Annotated in this window: 16 protein-coding genes; 13 read left to right on the plus strand and 3 right to left on the minus strand. The window is 61.1% G+C overall.

Annotation, left to right across the window (positions count from 1 at the left end; translation table 11 throughout):
* Positions 1 to 302: 302 nt before the first annotated feature.
* Complete coding sequence (locus tag V5E97_RS13790; protein WP_406699897.1) at positions 303 to 1,388, minus strand: DUF1559 family PulG-like putative transporter; 1,086 nt, start codon at positions 1,386 to 1,388, stop codon at positions 303 to 305.
* Between the two features lie 551 nt (positions 1,389 to 1,939).
* On the opposite strand from V5E97_RS13790, the gene V5E97_RS13795 reads away from it, so the two are divergent.
* Positions 1,940 to 2,551 carry a 3-keto-disaccharide hydrolase gene (locus V5E97_RS13795; protein WP_406699898.1) on the plus strand — a complete coding sequence of 204 codons (612 nt, stop codon included), beginning with the start codon at positions 1,940 to 1,942 and terminating at the stop codon, positions 2,549 to 2,551.
* 97 nt (positions 2,552 to 2,648) lie between these two features.
* On the opposite strand, the gene V5E97_RS13800 is transcribed toward V5E97_RS13795, so the two are convergent.
* Complete coding sequence (locus V5E97_RS13800; RefSeq protein WP_406699899.1) at positions 2,649 to 3,671, minus strand: ligand-gated ion channel; 1,023 nt, start codon at positions 3,669 to 3,671, stop codon at positions 2,649 to 2,651.
* 405 nt (positions 3,672 to 4,076) lie between these two features.
* Here V5E97_RS13800 and V5E97_RS13805 point away from each other — a divergent pair, with 405 nt between their 5' ends.
* The 3 genes from V5E97_RS13805 (at position 4,077) to V5E97_RS40480 (ending at position 10,834) form a co-directional block, all read left to right on the plus strand.
* On the plus strand, positions 4,077 to 5,531 hold the full coding sequence (locus tag V5E97_RS13805) for a DUF3754 domain-containing protein (RefSeq protein ID WP_406699900.1): 1,455 nt from the start codon (positions 4,077 to 4,079) through the stop codon (positions 5,529 to 5,531).
* A 311-nt stretch (positions 5,532 to 5,842) separates the two neighbouring features.
* Entirely contained in the window at positions 5,843 to 8,053 is a 2,211-nt protein-coding gene (locus V5E97_RS13810) for a cytochrome c biogenesis ResB family protein (protein WP_406699901.1), read from the plus strand.
* A 123-nt stretch (positions 8,054 to 8,176) separates the two neighbouring features.
* Positions 8,177 to 10,834 (plus strand): cytochrome c biogenesis protein, encoded by a 2,658-nt coding sequence (locus V5E97_RS40480; protein WP_475297065.1) that lies wholly within the window; start codon positions 8,177 to 8,179, stop codon positions 10,832 to 10,834.
* Positions 10,835 to 10,939: 105 nt separating this feature from the next.
* Here the strand turns inward: V5E97_RS40480 and V5E97_RS13820 are convergent, their stop codons facing one another.
* The gene (locus tag V5E97_RS13820) at positions 10,940 to 12,433 is read right to left on the minus strand and encodes a vanadium-dependent haloperoxidase (RefSeq protein WP_406699902.1); all 1,494 of its coding nucleotides are present in this window, start codon (positions 12,431 to 12,433) and stop codon (positions 10,940 to 10,942) included.
* A gap of 814 nt (positions 12,434 to 13,247) precedes the next feature.
* Between V5E97_RS13820 and V5E97_RS13825 the strand changes: the two genes are divergently transcribed.
* The 9 genes from V5E97_RS13825 (at position 13,248) to V5E97_RS13865 (ending at position 23,475) form a co-directional block, all read left to right on the plus strand.
* A complete protein-coding gene (locus tag V5E97_RS13825) occupies positions 13,248 to 14,381 on the plus strand; it encodes an MFS transporter (protein ID WP_406699903.1) in 1,134 nt (377 codons plus the stop codon).
* A gap of 4 nt (positions 14,382 to 14,385) precedes the next feature.
* Positions 14,386 to 16,650: a molybdopterin oxidoreductase family protein gene (locus V5E97_RS13830; RefSeq protein WP_406699904.1), complete on the plus strand. Its 2,265-nt coding sequence runs from the start codon at positions 14,386 to 14,388 to the stop codon at positions 16,648 to 16,650.
* A 34-nt stretch (positions 16,651 to 16,684) separates the two neighbouring features.
* Entirely contained in the window at positions 16,685 to 17,314 is a 630-nt protein-coding gene (locus V5E97_RS13835) for a 4Fe-4S dicluster domain-containing protein (RefSeq protein ID WP_406701156.1), read from the plus strand.
* Positions 17,311 to 17,853, plus strand: a complete 543-nt coding sequence (locus V5E97_RS13840; RefSeq protein WP_406699905.1) for a QcrA and Rieske domain-containing protein — start codon at positions 17,311 to 17,313, stop codon at positions 17,851 to 17,853. The genes V5E97_RS13835 and V5E97_RS13840 overlap by 4 nt, the downstream gene beginning before the upstream one ends.
* Positions 17,850 to 18,080, plus strand: a complete 231-nt coding sequence (locus V5E97_RS13845) for a DUF6755 family protein (protein ID WP_406699906.1) — start codon at positions 17,850 to 17,852, stop codon at positions 18,078 to 18,080. Before V5E97_RS13840 ends, V5E97_RS13845 begins: the two co-directional genes overlap by 4 nt.
* Before the next feature lies 1 nt (position 18,081).
* The gene (locus V5E97_RS13850) at positions 18,082 to 19,125 is read left to right on the plus strand and encodes a tellurite resistance/C4-dicarboxylate transporter family protein (protein ID WP_406699907.1); all 1,044 of its coding nucleotides are present in this window, start codon (positions 18,082 to 18,084) and stop codon (positions 19,123 to 19,125) included.
* A 295-nt stretch (positions 19,126 to 19,420) separates the two neighbouring features.
* Positions 19,421 to 20,320: a cation diffusion facilitator family transporter gene (locus V5E97_RS13855; protein WP_406699908.1), complete on the plus strand. Its 900-nt coding sequence runs from the start codon at positions 19,421 to 19,423 to the stop codon at positions 20,318 to 20,320.
* Between the two features lie 178 nt (positions 20,321 to 20,498).
* Positions 20,499 to 21,911 (plus strand): ethanolamine ammonia-lyase subunit EutB, encoded by a 1,413-nt coding sequence (locus tag V5E97_RS13860; RefSeq protein ID WP_406699909.1) that lies wholly within the window; start codon positions 20,499 to 20,501, stop codon positions 21,909 to 21,911.
* A gap of 1 nt (position 21,912) precedes the next feature.
* Complete coding sequence (locus V5E97_RS13865; RefSeq protein WP_406699911.1) at positions 21,913 to 23,475, plus strand: amino acid permease; 1,563 nt, start codon at positions 21,913 to 21,915, stop codon at positions 23,473 to 23,475.
* Positions 23,476 to 23,480 lie beyond the last annotated feature (5 nt).

Here is a 23,480-nt window from a genome sequence, read left to right on the forward strand (position 1 = left end):
GTCGCTTGAGCATTTTCAAGTCGACCGCTACTTCCGCTCAGCGCTTCTTGCCCGCGGGTTTGCCCACGGGATTCTGGCTCTGGTACGCTCGCTCCTCGTCCGCGACTCGGTCCATTTCGGCCTCGGCTTTCGCCACATCGTCCGAGCTCAAGGGACCACTCAACGCCTCAGCACTCGTATGTGTTGTAGCTGAAGAGCCGGCATTCCCGCATCCGAGAAGCAGTAGGCAAGGTAGCGAGAGAACGGTCATCAGGATCAATCGAAGTCTCATGGGGTTCGCCTCTGATCAAAATTTCGGTGGATCAATATTCGTCGGAGCTCAGCGGCTCATTGTCGTCGATGACCGCCAGTTTTCGGAAGGTGGACGGGTTCACGGTGAATTTGATGAACTTGACAGAGCCGTCGCCGAACACCGCGTTGATGCCGCCTGAGTGGGGGCCTCCGAAATTCCGACGCCAGATCGCTGCGCCTGTATCGGGACTGGGAGGAGTCTTGTAGGCATCACACAACCAAGGGTTCGCACTGTCGGGAGTGGGAACGAAATGCCCGCGGACGTTATCCTCGTCCCAGCCTGCGTTCTGCCAGGTCTCGTTGTCGCCTCCTTCGCTGCCGAATCCCTTCGGGGAGATCGCCTTCTCTGCACAGAGGATCGAATTCGAGGTCCCATCCTTGAAGTCGGCTAACAACCGTTTGACGCCCGCACCACTCCAGACGATGGCCCCTTTTTTGCCGCTAAAGTTTCCTTTGTTGATATTTGGTGCATCTGCATGAGTGTCAATGAGGCCGTTGGGAGCGGCCGGAAGCGTCGATGCGGGAGCACAGCTTGCTGCCAAACCGGTACGAAATCCCTGACAGCCTGCGTAATCGTTGCGGGACGTTGCTGTTGCCTTATCGGATCCGTACCGTTCGTTAACCCGCCGTGACGGGCAGTAGTAGCCCGCAATCGCCACTCGAGAGACGAGGAGTTCGCCAGTCGTTGTTGTGGTTCCGCCCTCACCTTTGAGCGGCCCGGTGAAGTTGGCTAAGTTGTAAACTTGCTGTTGCTCGATGAAGGGCAAGATCTTGAAGAAGTGGTTCCATCCATCAGGCCCATCCGCATTGCAGCATGCAAATTTTGGGTTGGTAGTGTCGCGGCCGTCGTATGGCCCCTGGGGCAGGTGGCCGTTGGACGACTCGAAGTTCATGAACCCCAGCCCGATCTGCTTCAGGTTGTTGGTGCACTGAGCGCGCCGAGCGGCCTCACGGGCCGACTGCACTGCGGGGAGGAGGAGGCCAATGAGCACGGCAATGATGGCGATGACGACCAGGAGTTCAATGAGAGTGAAACCAGAACGCCGTTGTGTAACCGAAGGATCACGTTCAATTGGCATGACCGCTGCAATGTTCATCCCGCTCCTCATCACAAAAACTGAAAGCCATCGTCCATCCGAGAACACACTCAAACTGGTCGATGTCTGTCGCTAAGTTTAAGCAGGGCGAATGAATCGGTGATGGGTGATTGGTTAAGATTGCGAGAAGCTATTTCGTCGGACGCCTCATCCTGACAGGCTATGCGAATGAGTCGTAACGCATGGCACGACAAAATTCGTTCGCTCCGCGACTACTGAAATCTGCAAATTTGCAAAAAAGAAATATTGTGAGATGTTGTTTATTTGTGTGGAAAATTGATTGTTGATTGCGGCTGTGGCCTGCGGTGGACGCATGTTCTCTGCGGCGTCAAGGGCTCTCCTGTAATTCAAAAGAATGCGATGTGTGCCAGTTTTGTTGTCGCGACGACAGGGGCGATCGCGCTCGTGCTTGCGCGGCGAAACGATCCGAACCGGACGCCGGGCAATTGACCCACTCCGCTAGCCTGGTCAGAATCGTGCGGTTGATGGGATCGGGTGAAGCCACGGTTCTGCTCAGCAAGACGCATCAAGAATCAAAAGGGAGAAGCGCAATGATACGAACCACACTCACGCTGGCGGTGGTTGTGACGCTTGCGGCGACTTCGGTCGGGGCCGCTGAAGGAGAATTCAAGGCTCTCTTCAATGGCAAGGACCTGAGCGGTTGGGTGACACCCGCCGACAAGGCCCTCTTCAGTGTCGAAAATGGGGAGATCGTCGGGCGCACCCAGGGGAATCTCAAGAAGAACGAGTTTCTCGTCACCGAGAAGCCCTATGGCGACTTCGTGCTCAAAGCCAAGGTCAAGCTCCGCAACCACAACTCCGGGATTCAGTTCCGCAGTAAGCGAGCCGAAGACGGAGCCGTGTCGGGGCCGCAGGCCGACGTGGCCGACGGCTACTGGGGCCTTCTTTATGAGGAGCGGGGCCGAGGGATCCTCGAACAATTCGATAAGAAGAAGGCCGAAGCCCTGATCAAGAAGAACGACTGGAACGAGTTCGTGATCGCCGCCAAGGGGGATCATGTCACGATCGACATCAACGGTACGCGCGTGATCGACCGGACGGACCCGAAGTTTGCCAAGGAGGGGATCATCGCCCTGCAAGTCCATACCGGTGAACCGATGGAGGTCCGCTACAAGGACCTGGAAATCAAGACGGGCGACTGACGCCGCCCCGCTCGATCACAAGCGCGGCACATCAGCTTGGCGACTGATTGAATGCCAAGCTGATGTGCCGCGCTTCGTTGCGCCTGTCCCGTTGTTCTCAGAGGAGGGCATTCACCAGGTTCAGACCCACGGCACAGGCGTAGGCCGGGAGAAACAGCCAGCGTGCAAATCGCTGGATCCGTTGCGCTCGGTCGCGCCGCCCTCGATCCAAGGCGACGTGAACATACGTAACTGTGGCCGCCGCGGCGGTCACGAAGCCGAATCCGATCAAGGCATGCTTGTCGACGAATGTCAGGTAAGCCACCTTCGGCAATGAGAAGTCGATGGCAAAGTTGAAGGCCACGAGCGAGATCAGGGCCGCCGTGCACGTACTGATCTGCGGCTGGAGGCCAGACGGCTCGAACCAGAAGGCAGCCCATGCCACGATCGTCAAGAGCGTCAATGGCACGAGAACGCGCCAGAAGTAGAACGTCCACTGCCGCTGTACGACCACCTGGTAGATATAGCTTGGATAGGTCTCCTGGCCGGGAACGTAGCGACGGGGCTCAACCCGAGCGGACGCTTTTTCGATCGTCCAGTCCGTGACAAACGCTTTCTCATCGACCATAACGAGCGCGGGATCGACCTGGAGGGACTGAACCGACTCGTCCTCGAACGTCCCGATCCGCACACTCATCACCTGGCGGTCGAACGGAAACTGGCGCAGGTTCATCGGGACGGAAAACTTACCACTGACGATCACCCAACTTGACACCCTGCCTTCGTCGTCGGCCTCGATGACCGGATCGAAGTGGAATCGGGGCTGTTCCAGCGCGTTCTCAAAAAAGACGCGCGGGGTCCAGATCTTCCCCGGCGCATGGCGAGTCACTCCATTGGCCGTCGATTCCGGGCGAGCGGTCCTCGGGTCGCGCCAGTTCAGCTCCAAATAGCCGGTCACATCAAACGACTCGTCGCGCGAGGTAATGCGGGCGAAATCGAGGATATAGAAGCCAATCGAAACCTCGACCGGCTTTCCCTGAACGCGTGGCGGCGTCATATCCGCATCCAGGGGCGCGGTGGCTGGAGCCGAGCCAATTGCGGAGAGAGTCAATACCAGGCGAATCGCTCCGAAGCATCCCATTGCGTTCTTTTCTCCGCGTTCGTCAGAACGAACTTCCGTTGATCCGGTCGTGTAAGGCGAGGATGAGACCGGTTCACCTGGCTGACTTTTGGCGCTTGGGTGGGTCGCCGCCTCGAGCCTGATCCTCCGGTGACGGGAATCTTACCGCCCATAAAGCGTGGCCTGAACCCATTCCTCGCCCATTTCGGCAACTTGTCCGCGGATCGGGGTTCCCAACTGACGTGTGGTCGTTCTGCAACGAGAGAGCGGAGAGACGCGCCTTCTCGGGGTTGGCTCGTGTATAATCTCTAACAATGAAGTTGCGGAATCTGTCGCCGGACCGCCAGGCTTCGAAGGCCGAGACTTCCTCCTCTCGGCCGATTGGACCTGTGACGTTCTCCTTCCCGGACGATCAAACCAACCGCCATGCCCACCAGACTTCCCTCGAGCGACGCCCCTTCCGAGGACGAATCGCCCGCCTTGATGGGGGAGGGCTCCCAGACCGAGTCGGTGCTTCCTCCCTTGTCAGAAGAGGATGAGTCGAGTCTCGAGAAGCTTGTCGATGCGGCTTTCCCCCCCTTCCCCGAAGGCGAAGACAGCCCCAGGGAAGTCAGCCCCAAGGAAATCGAAGTCGAAGCCGGCTTCAAATCACCGCCGGAGATTGCCTATCAGCTTCCGGGGCTCGATGACCGCGAGCGATCATTGCCCATTCGCCAGGGAGATCTTACTCGCCTTCTCCTGGCCGAACCCGACCTCTCAGACCTCGAACGTCAGCAACTCGCCGCGTTTGGTGCGATTCTCGGCGCCTCATTCCACAGTGAGTTTTACGATAAACTTCAGATGTTGAAGGAGCGGTACGCGCCTCTCGATCCCGACTCGGAGTATGCGAATCTCAAGGAGCATTCGATCGAGGCCGACCCCCACTCGGATGAAACCTTCCTCCGCGCACTCGAGGATGCCCTGACGCGGGCCAATTACAGTTCCCTCGACCTGGAACTGATCGAAGAAGCGATCACAGCGCCGAATGAGATGGGGCTGACCTATATCCCGGATTTTTCTCTCTTCGAGCATGTCAAGGTCTGGGTTCGCGGGTACACGCGGATCAGCCGCGACGCTCGGTCTTCCCGGACTCGATTTCGCAAGCGCACCGTTCATCTCGACGCGTACCAACGCATGGTGATCGCGTTGAAATTTAAGCCAGGCTTGAAGTTGGGCCCCCACGTTCGCTCCGAGGTCCTCTACCTGCGGATGTTCAAGGACGTTCCGCATGTGGACATGGAGATGCATTTGCCCGAGCAGGGGACCAAGGTTCGGATGCGCTTGATCGACAAGGCCCAGATTGCCTCCCCTCTGGTCATGGGAATTCCGACGCTGGTGATCAAGTTATTCGGAGCCATCGGCCTGGTGACCGGGGTCGCCAGCATTCTGACCTGGGGCGTGCTGGGAATTCTCGTGGCGCCAATCAGCGCCGGGGTCAACTCGTTCTTCGGGTTCCACCGCGCCAAGGCGAAGCACCTCAGCGCAATGATCAACAAGCTCTATTATTTAACTTTGGCTAACAATGCGAGCGTGCTCACCCGAATGGTCGACTCGGCGGAGGACGAGGAGTACAAGGAGGCCATGCTGGCCTATTTCTTCCTCTGGAGATCGGGGAAGAACTCGATGCCGATGACCGAAGTCGAGCTCGACGAGCGGATCGAAGCGTATCTGGCGAAAAAAACCGGCGTCGGAATCAATTTTGAGGTGAAAGACTCCCTCGACAAGCTTTTCCGGCTCGGGTTGGCGACCCGCGACCCCTCGGGCGAGTTGCGTGCCGTCCCGATTGACCAGGCCCTCATCGCTCTCGATCGGCAGTGGGATCAGACCTTTCGGTATTCCTGAATCGGGGCGGGCCCAACCGCTCTCAACCAGGCCGATTGGAAATAAATGTCCCCAACTTGAAGAAAGACCGATTTCTCTTCGCCGAAATCGCCATTAAAATAAAGTGGGACCATCAGTCCGCGTCTCGAACGCTGCCGACGGGCCGGACTTCGCGAGTCGTCGTGTCGCCCATGCGTGGGGCTATCCCTTGGCCCTCAAGCGTGGATCAGGCTACAATGACGAGATTGAGGCGTGCAGCGACGTCGGGCCGTTTGCCCCACCCCCGGTCCCACCCTCCTTCCGCGCCTCTGCCCTCCCCTTAGGTGTCTATAATGGCGACCGCCACGAAGAAGCATCCTTCGTCCCCACCGCATCCTGGTGATTCACGATCCGGGGTGGTCGGCGGCATCCTTGGCGTCTTTGACGCTGCTTATCGATTCCTGGCCTCGCTCAAACTCGCGGTTATCAGCCTGGCGAGCCTTGCGGCGGTCCTGGCCTACGCCACCTTCTTCGAGTCGTGGTACGGCGCCAGTGCGGTGCAGGAATGGATTTACCAGACCAAATGGTTTGCCGTCTTGCTCGCATTCCTGGGAGCAAACATCCTTTGTGCCGCATTGATCCGGTTTCCCTGGAAGAAGCGGCAGACCGGCTTTGTGATCACCCATGTGGGCCTTCTGACGCTTCTGGCCGGTTCGTTCTATAGCCTCAAAACCGCCGACGAAGGACAGGTCGGCATGGTCGAGGGGCAAACGCGCCAGGAGCTCGTTCGGATTGACTACCCGGTCATCCGGGTCTGGCCGATCGACCCCGAAACCAAGAAGCCGACGGACGAGGAATTCCGCCTGCCGTTCCGACCAGGCAACTTCGGCTGGGGGCCGGGGAGCCCTCGACCTCGCGGTGTGGTGGGGTCGGTCGCGCACGCCCTGACCGCCGGCGTGTTCGACCCGCAGAAGAACGACGGTGAGGTGCTTACGAGTCCCCAGGACCCGATCAAGTTTGTGGTCAAGTCGCACATTCCGGCCTCGGCCTGGACGAGCGCCCACGTCGCCGACCCCGACGGGATCCCGATGATCAAGGTCCGCGTTCAGGCCAAAGCGCCCGGCCAAACCCGGCCGATGGACGCCTTTGGAGATGCCCAGGAACACGACCGTTGGATCGCTCCCCACGACGACAAGCTGATCCAGGTCTTCAAGCGACTGAACCGGGTCGTCAAGCGTCAAGGGCCCGCGACATTTGCATTTTCTTATGTCGATCGTCCGGAGCTGGTCGAAGACTTTCTGAACCCACCCAAAGACTTTGGCCCCAGCGGGGTCGCTCGACTGCGCTATCGCGACAAGTCGAACAAGTCGAGAACCTATGAATGGAAGCTCGAGGACCAGAAGGACAAGACCGTCACGTTGCCCGACAGCGACCTGATCGTCACGTTCAAAGGGGCCACGTTGATTCCGGCTGGTCTCGATGAGTTGCTGGGTGACCCCGACATTCCTGTCGCCCACTTCAAGATCAAGCGGGGCGATGGGCCCGAGGCTGACTATTACGGCTGGGCGCTCATGCCGATGGTCCCCAGCCTGATCCCCAACCCCGACAAGCCCGAGCTCTCCAAGGAGCCGCTGGCGGAGATCGACTACTTCCTGCCGCCGACGCTCGACATGGCCGCCGGCCGGCTTGGCCTGATCGAGATCCTGGGAACGCCTGAGGGTACTCTCTACTACCGGATCTTCGGCCGGGGTAAGGGGGAGGTCGCCGAGGTTCGCGGAGTCGGTCCCCTGACCAAGGGGAAGGAAATGGTGGCCTTCGGGGGAAACCCGGGCATGCCCATGACCATCTCGTTCGAGGTCGAAGACTACCTCACCGGGGGCCGCGAGGAACAGGTTTGCGAGCCGATCGTCCTCCCCAAGGGCCAGCAGAGCAACGGCCTGGCCGCCAGTCTGGTGGCGATGACGGTCAAGAACGGCGACCGTTCCACGACCAAGGAATTCTGGATTCGTCGCTCCCCCACGCTCGAACCGGTCCCCCAGCGGGTTTCCTTCCCCGACGGTGATTACGACGTGGTCTACGACGTCGACCGAAAGCCGCTGGCGTTCTCGCTCAAGCTCGACGACTTCAAAGTTGAGTTCGACCCTGGTACGCAGCAGGCGTCGAGCTTTACTAGCAAGGTTCGGCTCTCCGACGAGACGATGGCGATCAAGAACAAGCCGCACACGATCTCGATGAACGAGCCGCTGACCCATCGCGGCTACACCTTCTATCAGGCGAGCTATGCTCGCGAGCAAGATCCCCACACAGGACGAGAGACCGGCCGGTTCCAGTCGATCTTTCAGGTTGGCATCGACCCTGGCCGCTCGATCAAGTACCTCGGCTGCCTCCTGATCGTCGCGGGGGCATTCGCTCAATTCTACATGCGTGCCGGCCTCTTCTCCGACGGCGGTAAGCGTGAACGTGCCCTCGCCGAAGCCAAGGCCCGGGCCAAGACCAAGTCCGGCGACCACTCGCCCGAGACGAATGACGTGGAAGTTGTGTCCGAGTCGGACGAGACGCTGTAGCCGAGTGCGATCAACGTAATGCGGCGGGCCGCCACACTTGGGATGAGGGTTCGGTAGCTTTCCTCACTGGTGACGTGACCCGACGATCGATCAGACCAAGATTTTTTGAGCCGGGAGACGGACATGAAACGAATCGGGTGGCTCTTGCTTGGCCTCCCCCTGGCGATCGCGTTCGAGACGCCTGCACCAGGGGCAGAGGGCACCAAGGCGCTTGGCACCGGGCCGGCTTACGTCGACCTCGCCAAGCTGCCTGTCATGCACGAGGGGCGGAAGAAACCGCTCGACACCTTGGCCCGCGAAGAGGTCAAGCAAATCTTCGGCCGCGAGACGATCAAGCTCCTCGGCGCCAATGACCAGGTCATCGCCACCTGGGGACCAGTCGCCGCCTTGTTCAACTGGTCGGTTCGTCCCGAGTTTTGGGACGACCAGCCGATCATCCTCGTTGAATACATCCCCTTGAAGCGGCTCCTGCTGGCCGACTCCATCGAAGCGCGGCTGTCCGCGATCGCCAACCTGCCCAAGACCACGGCCGGTGATCAGAGGCTTGCTAAGTCACTGATCGCTCGCAAGGATCTCGACGCGGAGGACCTGCGGCGCTTCGCTCGCCAGGCGACTCTCTCGGACGAGGACCGTAAGGCGGTCGAGACGCTCGCCGACGAATTGGGCGAAAGCCACAAGTGGCTTACCCCACGCCAGCTCGAGTCGGCCCGGGTGAAGGTGGACGGGCAGGCCCTCGACTTCAATACCTGGGTCCGCGAGCTGGCCGATCGGAAGAACAAGAGCGAGTCGAACATGAGTTCTGACGCGCCCAAGCTCACCGACGTCGAGAAGCGGGCCATCGAAGTCGGAACACGACTTGTTCATTATCAGGCCATTCGCGATCGCACGATCAGCTCGGTCGAGCCGATGCTCGTCATGCCCCGCCCGAACAATCCGACCTATCTTGCCTACTGCGGTGCCGCCTTTGAAAAAGCAAGAGAGCGGCAAGGGGTCGAGGGGCTTACTCCGCTCGAGCTCGACTCTGCCAACGCGCTCTTGACCTACTACAAAGACATCCCGCGCGAGGACTGGAAAGAACCGGGCAAGGACGCTGAGTTCGACGCCAACTTCACGGCCTGGCTGAAAGAAAATTCGGTCTGGATCCCGTTGCGCGTCTTCCTCGAGACCAAGCCTGAGGATTTGGCGAAGGCCGGCTTCCCGGCCAAAGAAGTCGAATCGTTCCTGGCCACCTTCCGGGCGATGGAGCAAGCCGAAGAATCCGCGCCTGGAGCCGCTCCGAAGTCAAACGCGGCCGCACTGCTCGCCGCCACCCGCGCCCTCGGCCAGAAGGTCAACCGGGATAACTACCCGACCATCGCGGCGATGGACCTGGAAACCTATTTCAACGAGACGAATCCGTTCTACAAGGCTCCTTACGGCTACGGCTTGGCCTTGGCCTTCCTGGCGGTGAGCCTCGGATTTTCCTCGAATCGTGAAGGCGAGCGGGTGCCCTTCTGGCAGCTTGGCTCGATTGTTTACTGGTCGGGAATCGTCTGCCTGCTGGCTGGGATCGCGCTGGAGATCATCGGATTCGCCATGCGAGTGCGGATCTCCGGCTGGGCTCCGGTCACCAACATGTATGAGACCGTGATTTGGGTTTCACTGGTGGCGGCGGTCCTGGCGGTGGTCTTCGAGATGATCTTCCGAAAGACCTTCGCGGTGCTGGCCGGCTCGGGCGTGGCGCTCTTGGGCACTCTCCTGGCGGCCAATGTGCCCCTGCTCGATCCCGGTATCCGTAGCCTCCAGCCGGTCTTGCGGAGCAACTACTGGCTGACGATTCACGTTCTGACCGAGGTTTCGAGCTACGCGGCCTTCGCCCTGGCAATGGGTCTCGGGATGATCGCGACCTTCTACTACCTGACCGCCACCTATCGTCGGTCTCCCGCGATCATGGAGGTTGGCGCCCCGTTGATTCCGGGACTGCCGTTGCTCCTCCTCGGAGCGTTCGGTCTGTCGGCGTCCTACGGTGGATTCGGCGTGAACCTACCCCTGGAACGGGCGAACCTTCTGTTTAACGTGTGCTCGGTCTTCGCTGGCGTGGGGGGCGCGCTCACCATCGTCGGCGGAGGAGGCGTGTTCGGCGAACTCGTGGCTCGGGCCACGTTCCGTGACCAGCCCGCACTCGACGCCGCGGCACTCGCCGGCGAGGGCGCGACCCCTGCTCCCGCGGCGACATCAGTTCAGACCGTGACCGTCGAGGAGCGCGGATCGGTTGCCACCGCCACCAAGCCGACCGTCGCCGAGATTCGCGCCCGAGCCGCTTTGAGCCGGCCGAAACTCGACGCCCGCGGCTTGGCGATGCAAGCGACGGCCGCCAAGATCAAGCCGCTCTCGAACTTCATCTACCGAACGATGCAGGTGGGCGTCCTCCTGATTGCCGCCGGCACGATCCTGGGAGGAGTTTGGGCCGACTACTCGTGGGGCCGGTTCTGGGGCTGGGACCCCAAGGAAGTCTGGGCCTTGATCACGCTCCTGGTCTACTTGATTCCGCTCCACGGTCGATTCGCCGGCTGGGTCAACACGTTCGGCCTGGTCATCGCGTCGGTCGTCTGCTTCCTTTCCGTCATCATGGCCTGGTACGGCGTCAACTTTGTGCTTGGCGTCGGACTCCATAGCTATGGATTCGTCGAAGGGGGATCGCAAGGCGTCGTTCTCGCGGTCGTCCTGGGCGTTCTCTCCATCACAGGCGCCGCGGCTTGGCGGCGTGCGATCGCCTCACGGGTTTTGAACACCACCGCGTGAGTCGGGATGCCGTCGAGCCTGATTGAGATTTCCATCGAGAACCCGGTCCACTTCAGGACCGGGTTTTTCTTTGCGCTACGAACGCGAGCCGTGGTGCCAAATCGATCAACGAGGGAGCAAGTAGTTGTCGATGACGAAGTTGCCGAGTGCTTGGCCTTCAACCAGTCCCCAGTGCTGATCGAACCGCCAGTGGACGCCGAGATAAATGCGACTGTCGTGGTTCTCCTTTTCCGCCTGGGTCATGTTGAAGTAACAACGCGTCCGACGCGGGCGAACTTTGCCGGTATCGTCCTGAGTCACGCCGTTGAACTCATCGGATTGGAAGCGAAAGGGAATTTCGTCCGTGCCGTAATACCTCCTCAAAACCTGAAAGAGGGCAGAGCCGAAGGATGCATGTCCTGAGGTGTACGACGGGAAACTGGGCGTGAAGTTGGTTCCGCTACCGTTGTCGGCCTGGGCCCCCAGAGGCTCCCAATTCCGGTCAGCGACTGTGGCAGGGTTGCCCGTGCTGGCAGCGTTGCGGATCCCGATGATCGGGCGCCAGAACTGGTATTCGTATTTGCAATACCAGCAAGAGATCCCCGCGTCTCCCATGGCCAGGTTGATCAACGCGAACAAGCGTGCGTTCTCCACCTCGGAGTTGTCCATCTGATTGGCGATGACACGCGCGATCTGGTTATAGAGGCGAGGCGGAGTGCCGAGCCTTGGGCTGCCGTCGTACGACCAGAAGATGCCGATCTCCGTTTGATCGGCGGTGCGGACCGAACTGTTCTTTGCCCCGAATGCCTTGACCTCGAGAAACGCCGCCGTGTATTCGTCGCTATTGAGCCAGGCGAATCGGGACACGGGGTTCTCTCCGACGAAGTCTGGCGCCAGAAACTGCTCGCTGCTGGTCATGGTAAACGGGATGACCCGACCCCACATGGGGTTGAGATACCCCTGGGTGGGATGAAGGGGATCCACCCGGTGGTAGCCGGGCAAGCGGATCGGTGTATAGCTCATCGACTCCATCGAGCCATCGTTTGCCCGGGCGGCGAGGATATTCGCGGCGCTGGCCTTCCCCACCTCGACGCCTCGTCTCGACTGCCAGGAAGGGATGCCGTCGAGGGACTGAGCCAGTGCTGAGTCGAATAGGGCCTTCTGGTGGGGATAAAGGGCGATCAGAGTGTCGTGGCCAGCCTGAGCCACGGCGGCGTCGATCGACGCGCCGGGCGCGGCCTTGATCGCAGCCAGGTAAGGCGTAAAAGACCCATCAACCGAGTTCACGGCGTCAAAAATCGCCACGTGCACGATGGCAAAGGCACGCGCTGTTCTCTCGGGTCCTCTCTGGTCGGGGGGCGACACGACGGCGGGATCGTAGTCGTTGGCACAAGCTTGCAATAGCACCGCGTTCCAGTCGAGGACCGCGTCATTCGACCAGTCCCGATTCCCCCGGTCATGGTTCATCGTCCCTGAACGATTCGTATTCCCATCCCCCGCCCAGGAGGTGCTCGTTGAGAACTTGGACCACCCCGAGAGCGAACACGCGATTACGACCAGTAGACCAACGATCGAATTCAGGTGGATTCTCATGGCATAAGCCTTTCGAGCTTGACCCATTGGCGATCCTCCGAGATCGCCGTTCGATCTCTCATCGCACGCGAATCGACCTCCTTGAGCAGACTCGATCGGGGAAGTGGGGCTCGCCCTGAGTTGGCGAGCACTTCGACTCAGGATCCGCCGTGCTTCCCGTGACCGCAGCGTAGGCGGTCACGTCGGCCAGGATCGATCACTCTGCGGGTTGCTTATTTGGTGACATTACCTGATTCTCGCCCGACCGATTCACTGTCTGGACGGCATTCGTGATTGCGATCATCGGAATTGTGTCACGAATTAATGCTAATATTAAATCAATGTAATGTAATGGTTGGGATGTGAGCAGGCCGTGGTGTCCTTGCCTCGGTCCAACTTCCGGCGCTGAACGGCCTGCCGTTCAGGAAATTTAGAGTGGTGACTCCTTATGTCAAGAGGGGGAATTTACTTGATCCCAGGGCGAGTGAAATCTCAGGGACGGCAAATTTGTAATAAGCTAGTGCCGGGATTTAGCTTATGCAAAAATCAAATAAATCCAAAGAATTGATTAATGCAACGATGATTTGTCGTAAGAGACAAGACCGGTGGTGCACCTTCAAGTTCGTTGGTCCTTGCGCCGGCTCTATTTCGCGGTTCGGTGCCACGGTCGATAGATCGCCCCAATGAACTTGGTGACAATATTTGCTTACGAAGACCGCGCAGAGCCGTCGCAACCACAAGTGAGTGGGGGAGACGAAAGGACGCGACGGCGTTTACCGATCATCTGGGTAATGCTGATGAATTGGGGCAAGGCCAGTGTATGGTTGACCCGGGTGTGGGGGACGGGTAGAGTCGGCGCGGAATGGGCTGTGATGGTGTCGTTCCGATCGCCTCCGGCCCGTTCCCGCTGCTGGATGGTGAGGGAATCGTCATGTCCCCTGAGCAAAGGCGAGCGGCGATCGTTGGGCTGACCACGGCGGGTCTTCTGGCCGTCGCCATCCTGGTTGGGTCGCGCAACCTTAAGCATGTTGATGCGGCCCTCGTCGGTTACACCTTCGCCAGCTTGTTCGCCGCCTTCGGGGTGGCCTACCGCTACTCGATGTGGCTCCAGCGACCCCCCACCCGAATGTATTGGAGACGCGGCTGGAAAGCGTTCTGCCGGCCGGCGCATCTCTGGGATACGTTCACTGATTTCCTCAAGCGGTTCACTAGCGTCTTCCTTCTGAACGCGTTTATCTGGAAGCGAAGTAAGCCCCGCGGCCTGGCTCACATGCTGATTATGTGGGGCTGCCTGGGGTCGGCTGCCATCACGTTTCCATTGGTCTTTGGCTGGGTCCACTTCGAGACTGTACCCGGCGACCTCGCCCGCTATCGCACCTACGCCTTTGGCTTCGGGCTGTTCGACTTCCGGCACGAGTCGCTCTTCGGGCATCTCTTGTTTCACGGGCTAGTCTGGTGTTCTTTGCTTGTGATCCCAGGAGTGCTGATGGCCTACCATCGCCGGATCCGGGATCATGCGGCGGCCGCGCTCCAGAACTTCCGAGAAGACTTGCTCCCGCTCTTTTTGCTGTTTGCGGTGAGCATCACCGGTCTCTTGCTCGCGGTCAGCTATACCTGGATGAAGGGGTACGCCTACGAGTTTCTGGCCATCCTTCACGCGGTTACGGTCATCTTCACCCTATTGTGGTTGCCGTTCGGGAAGTTCTTCCACATCTTTCAACGGCCGGCCCAGTTAGGGGTGAAGTTCTACCGCGATGTCGGCGAGGCGGGCGAACAGGCGGTGTGCGTCCGGTGCGCCTTGCCGTTTGCCACATTGGTTCACATTGAGGACTTGATTCAGGTCGAGAAGGAACTCGGTTACAAGTACGAGGCCACCGGTAAGACCGGGACCGGGGCCAAGACCAGCCACTATCAGCACGTCTGCCCGGCCTGCCGGCGCAAGATGTTCGCCCTGGCTCAAGGGCAAGTCTGGGCACAGGTGTCCAACGGGGGATGATCGCGTGGCTGTCGAACCGCCGCTGACGCCGGAACTGCTTGCCAGATTCGGCCCGCTCAAGACCTATCCGACCGGGCAACAGGTCGATACGAGTGTGGATCCGGATAAACTGATCAAAACGCATTGCTGTTTCTGCGGACAGCAATGTGGAATCCAACTCAAGGTCAAGGAGAATGCCGTTGTCGGGTTCGAGCCCTGGGAGGAATTCCCCTTCAACAAGGGGATGCTCTGTCCGAAGGGCGTTCGCCGCTACCTCCAGGGATCGCACCACGACCGGCTGACAAACGCGTATGTGCGCGACGCGTCGTCGTCCGAGGGATTCCGGGCCGTCGGCTATGACGATGCGATTCAGCGCGTGGCGTCGGAGATCGAGCGGATCCAGGCCCAGTACGGCCCTGACGCCTTTGCCGTCCTCGGCGGTGCGAGCATGACGACCGAGAAGTGTTACCTGCTCGGCAAGTTCGCCCGGATGTGCCTCAAGACAAAATATATCGACTACAACGGCCGGCTCTGCATGGTGAGCGCGGGGGTTGGGAACAAGAAGGCGTTCGGGATCGACCGGGCCGGCAACCCGATGTCAGACATCCCGCTTGCCGACGTCATCTGGATTGGCGGCGCGAATGTCGCCGAGTGCGCTCCGATCACCACGAGCTACATCTGGCAGGCTCGTGAGAATGGGGCGAAGATCATCAATGTCGACCCTCGGATTACTCCGCTCGCTCGGACCTGCGACCTGATCTTGCCGGTCAAGCCGGGCCGCGACGCCGCGCTCTATGCCGGAATCCTCCACCTGATGATCGAGCATGACTGGCTCGACCACGAGTTCATCCGGAACCATACCGTCGGATTCGAGGCGGTGGCCGAAGCGGTGAACGAGTGGACCCCGCGGCAGACGGCCATGGTGACCGGGATCGCCGAAAAGGCGATCCGCCAGGCGGCCGAGCTCTGGGGCACCGCGAAGACCAGCTACTTGATGCACGCTCGCGGCATGGAACAGCACAGCCACGGTGTGATCAACGTTCTGGGGGCCATCAACATCGTGCTGGCCTCGGGGCGGATTGGCCGGCCAGGCTGCGGGTACAGCACGATCACCGGCCAGGGGAACGGCCAAGGGGGCCGCGAGCATGGCCAGAAGTGTGACCAACTCCCTGGCGGTCGTGACATCGAGAACTCCAGCCATCGCGAATTCATCGCAGGCGTCTGGGGCATGGACGAGCCCGAGATGCCAAGGGCGGGAGTCGACTGCTATGAGATCTTCCGCAAGGTCGAGGCCGGGGAGATCAAAGGCCTCTTGTTCTGGTCGTTCAACCCGGTTGTGTCGTTGCCCGATAGCACGTTCATCAAGCGGATGCTCGAAAAGCTGGAGTTCGTCGTTGGTATCGACTTCTTCCTGAGCGAGACGGCCCGGTTCGCCGATGTCGTCCTGCCCGGCTCGCAGCACGAGGAGGACGAGGGGGTCGTCTGCTCGACCGAGGGCCGGGTCATCAAGATCAACCAGGCGGTGACGCCGCCGGGGGACGCAAAACAGGACTGGCGGATTATCCAGGATGTCGCGAAGGCCCTGGGCCGCGAACGCGGGTTCACGTTCACTCAACCCCGCGAAATCTTCGACGAGCTGCGCAAGGCGTCGGCCGGCGGAGTCGTCGACTACTCCGGGATCACCTACGAGAAAATCGAGTCGCGAATGGGCCTGTTCTGGCCATGCCCATCGACCGATCGCGACGGCCACCCGATCGATCATCCAGGCACCCCTCGCCTGTTCGAGCCCGGCTCATGGAATCCGGTGGCCAAGGGGGCGGGACCGTTCTACTTTCCGGACGGTAAGGCCCACTTCAACGTCGCGAAGTATGAGCCGCCGACGGAGGATGTGGACGCGGATTACCCCTTGATCCTGACCACCGGCCGGGTGGTCAGCCAGTTCCTGAGCGGGAACCAGACCCGCCGGATCGGCCCGCTGGTGGACCAGTACCCCGAGCCGCTCCTGGAATTGCACCCGATTCTCGCACTCAAGCACGGCATCGTGGATCGGGACTGGGTCACGGTCGAATCGCGGCGTGGACGTATCACAATCCGATGCCAGGTCGTGACGACGATCCGCCCCGACGTTGTGTTCGTCCCCTACCACTGGGCCGGAGACAAGAGCATCAACCTCGTCACCATCGCCGCGCAGGACCCGATGTCGAAGATCCCTGAGTACAAGGTCTGTGCCGTTCGCCTGAGGAAGTCGGCGGAGCCCGAGTACGCCCGGACGCTCGAGCCCCAGCAATAGAAATAAAGGGGGAGGTGGCCCGTTGACTATCGAGATGGAATTCTTCGTGGATCCGAACCGGTGCATCGGCTGTCACGCCTGCGAGCACGCCTGCTCCGAATGCGACACGCACAAGGGGCACTCGATGATCCACATCGAGTATGTCGAGCGGAGCACGTCGGTGCAGACGGTTCCGATGGTCTGCATGCATTGCGACAGCCCCACTTGCGCGGACGTCTGCCCGGCTGACGCGATCAAGCGGAGTGAGGACGGTCGGGTCATGACCGCGCGGAAGCCGCGCTGTATCGCGTGCTCGAACTGCGTCTTGGCCTGCCCGTTCGGGGTTCCCAAGATGATGACCGAGCTCGACCTCATGATGAAGTGCGACATGTGCTTCGACCGGACCAGCACCGGGCGAAAGCCGATGTGCGCGACCGTCTGTCCGAGCGGGGCCTTGTATTACGGTCCGCGCGAAGAGGTTGAGGAGCAGCGGAAGCGGTCCCGGCCGGTGAACGACTTTCGATTTGGCGATCAGCGGGTCACCACCAAGGTTCACATCCTGGTGCCGAAGACCAGCCCGATCGACCACCTTGACGTGACCGCGGCAATGGATAACCCACCGACCGGCAACGCCATTCTTTTGAACATTCTGACCGAGATTCCCCTGGAGGCGGCCGGCCCATGAGCGCGCACGACCCCGACCAGCCCCGCAGCTACCCGGACGGTCGGCCGCTGGCCGACCAGCCGCAGTGGCGGAAGGATTTCCCGACCGACGTCCCGGAGGACGACTATGTCGGCCGGCGGGAGTTCACCAAGTTCCTGGTCCTGACGAGTGGTGCCTTCGTCGCCGGCCAGTGTTGGATTGCCGGAGCGAGCCTGGTTCGCAAGGACGGCCCGTACCCCGAGAAGTCGATCGCCCGGCTCGACGACGTTCCGGTCGGCGGAGTGGTCGAGTTCCGCTACGCCGACGACGAGCCGTGCATTCTGGTCAGGCTTGCCGAGGATAAGCTCGTGGCCTACGGCCAGAAGTGCCCGCATCTGGCCTGCGCCGTGATTCCCCGGCCGGACCACGGCGACATCTTCTGTCCGTGTCACAACGGTCACTTCGAGATCGAGCACGGCCGACCAATCGCCGGACCACCCCGCCGGCCGCTCCCCCGGGTCACCCTGGAAGTGCGGGACGGGACCGTGTACGCGACCGGATGGGAGCTTCGCACCACATGAAACCAAAGCTTACCCGGGCCCAGAAGGGAACGATCGTGGAAGGGGTGAACCTGGTCGTCACCCTCATGGTGGTGCTCCAGCTCTGGCTCCTGACCGCGACCATGAACGCCTGGCTCGGCGGCGACACCGAGGTCGTCTGGCCGGCGGCGGCGGCCAGCTTCGGATGCCTGGCTGTGAATGTCTGGCTCGTGCGGAGGTCGTTTGTCCCGCTTGGCGACAAAAATTGATATGAGCACTCGCAACATGCCGCCGAGCATCTTCGCCATGGTCATGGCCACCGGGATCGTGGCGATCGCCGCCAACGGGGCCGGAATGCCGGCGGTCGCCTGGACGCTGTTCGGGCTCAATGTTCTGCTCTATCCCTTGCTGTGGGGATTGCTCATTGTTCGATGTCGCTGGCACCACGCCGCCTTCCGGGACGACCTGCGGAGTCATGCCAGGGCCCCCGGTTTCTTCACGATCGTCGCCGCCACCTGCATCCTCGGCAATCAGTTCGTCACGCTCGGCGTATCGAGATTCGTCGGACTCTGGCTCTGGGGGGCGGGTGTCTGCTTCTGGGTTGGCCTGACCTACACCGTGCTTCCCTGGCTGATGGAGCAGGAGGAAAAGCCGTCACTGGAAAAGGGGATCAGCGGGGCGTGGCTGGTCACCGTGGTCGGCACGCAGGCGGTGAGCGTACTCGGGACCTTCGTGATCGCCGACCTGCCGGACGCGTGGGGACCGTTCGTTCCCCTCTGCTTCTGGCTCGTCGGGGGGATGCTCTACGTCTGGCTGATCTCGCTGATCTTCTACCGCATCCTGTTCCTCCCGCTCGCCCCTGGGGATCTGACCCCGCCGTACTGGATCAACATGGGGGCAATGGCGATCTCGACCCTGGCGGGCGCCCGGATCGTCGGGCTGGCCGACCGCTCTCCACTGGTGGCCGAGTTGCTCCCGTTCATCAAGGGAGGAACGCTACTCTTTTGGGCGACGGCGACCTGGTGGATTCCCGTTCTGTTGACACTCGGGGCCTGGCGGCACGTGCGACGGAGGTACCCGCTCCAGTACGACCACGGATACTGGTCGGCTGTGTTTCCGCTCGGAATGTACACCGTGGCCACGAAGACGATGGCTGAGGCCTTGGACTTACCGTTCCTGGCCCCGATCCCGGCTGGATTCGTCTGGGTCGCCCTGTTGGCGTGGGCCGTCACCTTCGGAGGGCTCGTCCTCCACCTGCTCGGTCAATTACCATCCGGCCGCTCGTCCACGTCCGGGCCGGGCAACCCTACCTGACAGACACTCCCCTATGACCGAGAGGCTAATAAACTAAAGAAATCGAGATGTTTACATTATTGGATTTCCGGACCGGTCGAATCCTTAGCACGGCCGGCCCGGCCGTATCCCCTCGGCCCAGGGCCATTCCTCAGACTCACGTTGACCCCGAGAGAATTACGGCCGGGACGGCCGTGCTAGTGCAAACCTACCCGTGCCGGTAACCCCAAGAATCATCGGTTCTTTAGCTCTTTCGCGGATCGTTGGTTTTCAAAGAGGCGATGAAATCGGTAGGTCAAGATGGATTTGAGTTCACTTGAAAACAACGAGAACTGCTAATAAGTTTGGTCGTGCGCATCAGGGAATTCGGGCGGCGCAAACCGGCCTTCTTGTTAACGCAGGGCTGGTGGTTGTGAAGTTTCTCGCCGGGATCATCGGTAATTCCTACGCTTTGATTGCCGATGCAATCGAGTCTTCCACCGATGTCTTCTCCTCCCTCATCGTCTGGGGTGGGCTCCATGTCGCCTCCCGTCCGGCCGACGAGACGTATCCCTATGGTCACGGCAAGGCTGAATCACTTGCTGGTGCGGTGGTCGCCTTGATGCTTCTCGGGGCGGCGGTGAGCGTCACCATCGTCGCGATTCGCGAGATTGTCACGCCGCACCATACTCCGGCCCCGTTCACGCTCGTGGTCGTCGCAGGCGTCGTTCTGATCAAGGAAGTTCTCTTCCGCAGAGTATTCAAAGTTGGAGATGAGACGGGCAGCACGGCCGTTCAGGCCGACGCCTGGCATCATCGGAGCGACGCGATTACATCGGCCGCCGCCTTCATCGGGATCGCCATTGCCCTGTGGGGTGGGCCAGGCTGGGAGTCCGCCGATGACTGGGCGGCGCTCATTGCGAGTCTCGTTATTGCTGTGAATGGTGTTCTTATGCTTCGGCCAGCGCTCAACGATCTCATGGACCGAATGCCCGATGGAGAGATCATTGCGCAGATCGAGTCCGCGGCAAGGGCGGTTGAGGGCGTGCGGGAGATCGAGAAACTCCGGGTCAGGAAGAGCGGCCTGAATTACTCGGTGGATGTCCACGTTCAGGCGGACCCGTTGCTCTCGCTTCATGATGCGCATCTCTTGAGCGGCAAGGTGAAGGGGGCCATTCGGGCAACGGAGAGCGCCATCACCGACGTCCTTATTCATATGGAACCCTACGAACGATAAAAAGAGCGAACGTGTTTGATAGTTGTGTTTGTTGGTTTGCTGTGCGCGTGTGGATTCCCGTTGATTCGTGCGCTGATTATCATGGCGAAAGCGCTTGGGAGAGATCAAACTGTACTCGAAGCGCCCCGACCCTTGACGTTGTTCGGATGTTGTATCGCGTGGTGTGGGGTGATCGGCTATGAACCTATCCGCCGTCATCAGGGCCGAGCGTTTTGTCTTCGAAGATCTGCGTTCGGTGTTCGCCAGAGCCAACGAAGAGAAGTCGGGGGATCGACTCGCGGGGCTTGCGGCCGGATCGGAACGCGAGCGGGTTGCAGCGAAGCGTGTGCTGGCCGACTTGACCCTCGCCGAAATCATTAACCACCCTCTGATCGACCCCGAACTCGATGACGTCAGTCGCCTGATCCTCGAGTCGGTCGACGACCAGGCGTGCCCCGCAATCCGTGGGATGACCGTCGGTGGGTTTCGCGACTGGCTGCTCGACGATGCCACGACGAGCGCTGAGCTGAGTTCGGCCCGGGCGGCGATCACGCCCGAGATCGTTGCCGCGGTGACCAAGCTGATGGGCAACAAGGATCTGGTCCTTGCCGCCAGTAAGATCCGCACCGTCACGCGCTGTCGGAACACAATGGGCGAGCGTGGGGTTCTTGGTATCCGGGTCCAGCCCAATCACCCGAGTGATGACCTCGTCGGAATCTTGCTCTCGGCCGTGGACGGCCTCATGTACGGCTGCGGTGACGCGATGATCGGGGTCAACCCCGCCTCTGGGTCGGTCGAGGCGACCGTCGCGATCCTCGACGGGCTCGCTCGGTTGATCGACGCCTACGCGATTCCAACTCAGGCATGTTGCCTGGCCCATATCACGACCCAACTCCATGCGCTCGAGCGCGGCGCACCGGTCGATCTGCTCTTCCAGTCGATCGCCGGCACCGAGGCAGCCAACGCCAGCTTCGGCGTGAGCCTTTCTCTGCTCCGCGAAGGGCGGGAGCGGGTGCTTGAACATCACCGTGGCCGCGACGTCGCGTGGGCCGGCGATCAAGTCATGTACCTCGAGACCGGGCAGGGGAGCGCCCTTTCGTCGGGGACCCATCAGGGCGTCGACCAGTTGACCCTGGAGGCGCGAGCCTACGGCCTGGCTCGTTCGCTCGACCCGTTTCTGGTCAACAGCGTCGTTGGCTTCATCGGTCCCGAATACCTCTTCGACGAGCGGCAGATCATCCGCGCCGGGCTGGAGGATCATTTTATGGGCAAACTCCTCGGCCTGCCGATGGGCTGCGACGTCTGCTACACCAACCACACCGACGCCGACCAGAACTCGGCCGATAACCTGCTCCTCTTGCTGACGGCCGCGGGTTCCAACTTCTTCATGGGCGTCCCCTGCGCTGACGATGTGATGCTAAACTATCAATCGACCAGCTATCATGATGCCCTCGGCGTCCGCCGGTTATTCGGCCTGAGCCCCGCACCCGAGTTCGTCAACTGGCTGGAGCGGCTCGGCATCTTCCGCGGCGGCGAACTCACGCTCTCCAAGGCCTCGGAGCTGCGTAAGCTTATGCCGAAATTGGAATCCGTCCTCGAGGGAACTCACTGAGATGCCGTTGACGCAAGGCGACAGCAAACGAGATGAGGACGTGGACGACGACGTGCGGACGTTGCATGCCATGGGATACGCCCAGGAGCTGTCCCGGCGCATGAACGCGTTCTCGAGCCTGGCGCTCTCGCTCTCGATCATCTGCATCCTGTCGGGCGGATTGACCTCGTTCCACCTTGGCCTGAGCGCTGTGGGCGGGGCTTCGATCGGTCTGGGGTGGCCGCTCGCCTGTCTTTTCTCACTCACGGTCGCCGCGACGATGGCGCAATTGGCCTCGGCGTTCCCGACGGCCGGTGGGCTCTATCACTGGGCCTCGCTCCTCGGCGGCCGTGGCTGGGGCTGGGCGACCGCCTGGTTCAATCTCGCGGGCCTGGTCACCGTGCTCGCGGCGATCAACGTCGGCACCTACCGCTTCGCCGTCGGCGCACTTGGCCCTCGTTTGGGGTTGCCGGCCTGGTGGTTGGAACCGGCGGCCCAGGCCCTGGGTGTGGGCTTGCTCACGGCTTCGCATGCTGCGATTAATCACATGGGGATCCGGGCGACGACCCGCCTGACCGACTTCAGTGGTTTTCTGATCGTTGGCGTCTCGGCCGCGCTCGCGATTGCCTTGATCGCCTTTGCCCCCAGCCTGGACCCGACCCGGCTGGTGACTTTCACCAACTACAGTGGGCCGGCTGGTGGCAATGTTTGGCCGGCATCTGAGAGCCTTGTCCTTCTATTTGCCTTGGGGCTGCTCCTGCCGTCGTATACAGTGACCGGCTTCGATGCCCCTGCCCATGCCTCCGAGGAGACGAGAGCGGCCGCGTACGCCGTGCCGCGTGGGATCGTCAGCTCCGTTGTGATCTCCGGGCTCGCCGGCTGGGTGTTGCTGAGCGCGGTCGTCCTGGCCGCCCCCGACCTGGGTAAGGCCGCCGCACAAGGTGAAGGGGCGTTCCTCTCGATTGTGGATCGGGTGCTTCCCGGCCCGATCGCGATTCTGTTGACGGTCGGCATCGTCATGGCGCAGTACCTCTGTGGTCTGGCCACGGTGACCTCGGCGTCACGCATGGCGTTCGCGTTCGCCAGGGACGGCGGCCTGCCATACTCCGCGGCCATTCGCCGCGTCAGCCCTGCTCATCAGACCCCGGCTGTTGCAATCTGGACGGTCTCGATCGCCTCGGTCCTGTTCACGGTCTGGACCCCGATCTATTCGACGATCACCGCGGTATGCGTTATTTTCCTCTATATGTCCTACGTCGTTCCCACCGCGCTCGGCCTCGTCGCGTTCGGCCGGTCCTGGACGACGATGGGGCCCTGGAACATCGGCCGCTGGTATCGGCCGCTGGCCGCGCTCAGCGTGGTCGGATGCCTCGTCCTGATCGCCATTGGCATGCAGCCTCCCAACGAACGTTCTGTCTGGGTTGTCGGCTCGTCCGCGGTGGTTCTTGCGTTGGCCTGGATTGGGTCTGAGCGGCGGCGATTTCCTGGGCCACCTCGGATTGATGCGGCCGGCCTCGGCTCGGAATCGAGGCTTCAGACGGCATTGGCCGAGAGCGAGGATTCGCAGTTCTCAACCGTCGAGTAGGTATC

This window comes from Singulisphaera photorubra (assembly GCF_045290345.1).
Taxonomy (GTDB): Bacteria; Planctomycetota; Planctomycetia; order Isosphaerales; family Isosphaeraceae; genus Singulisphaera.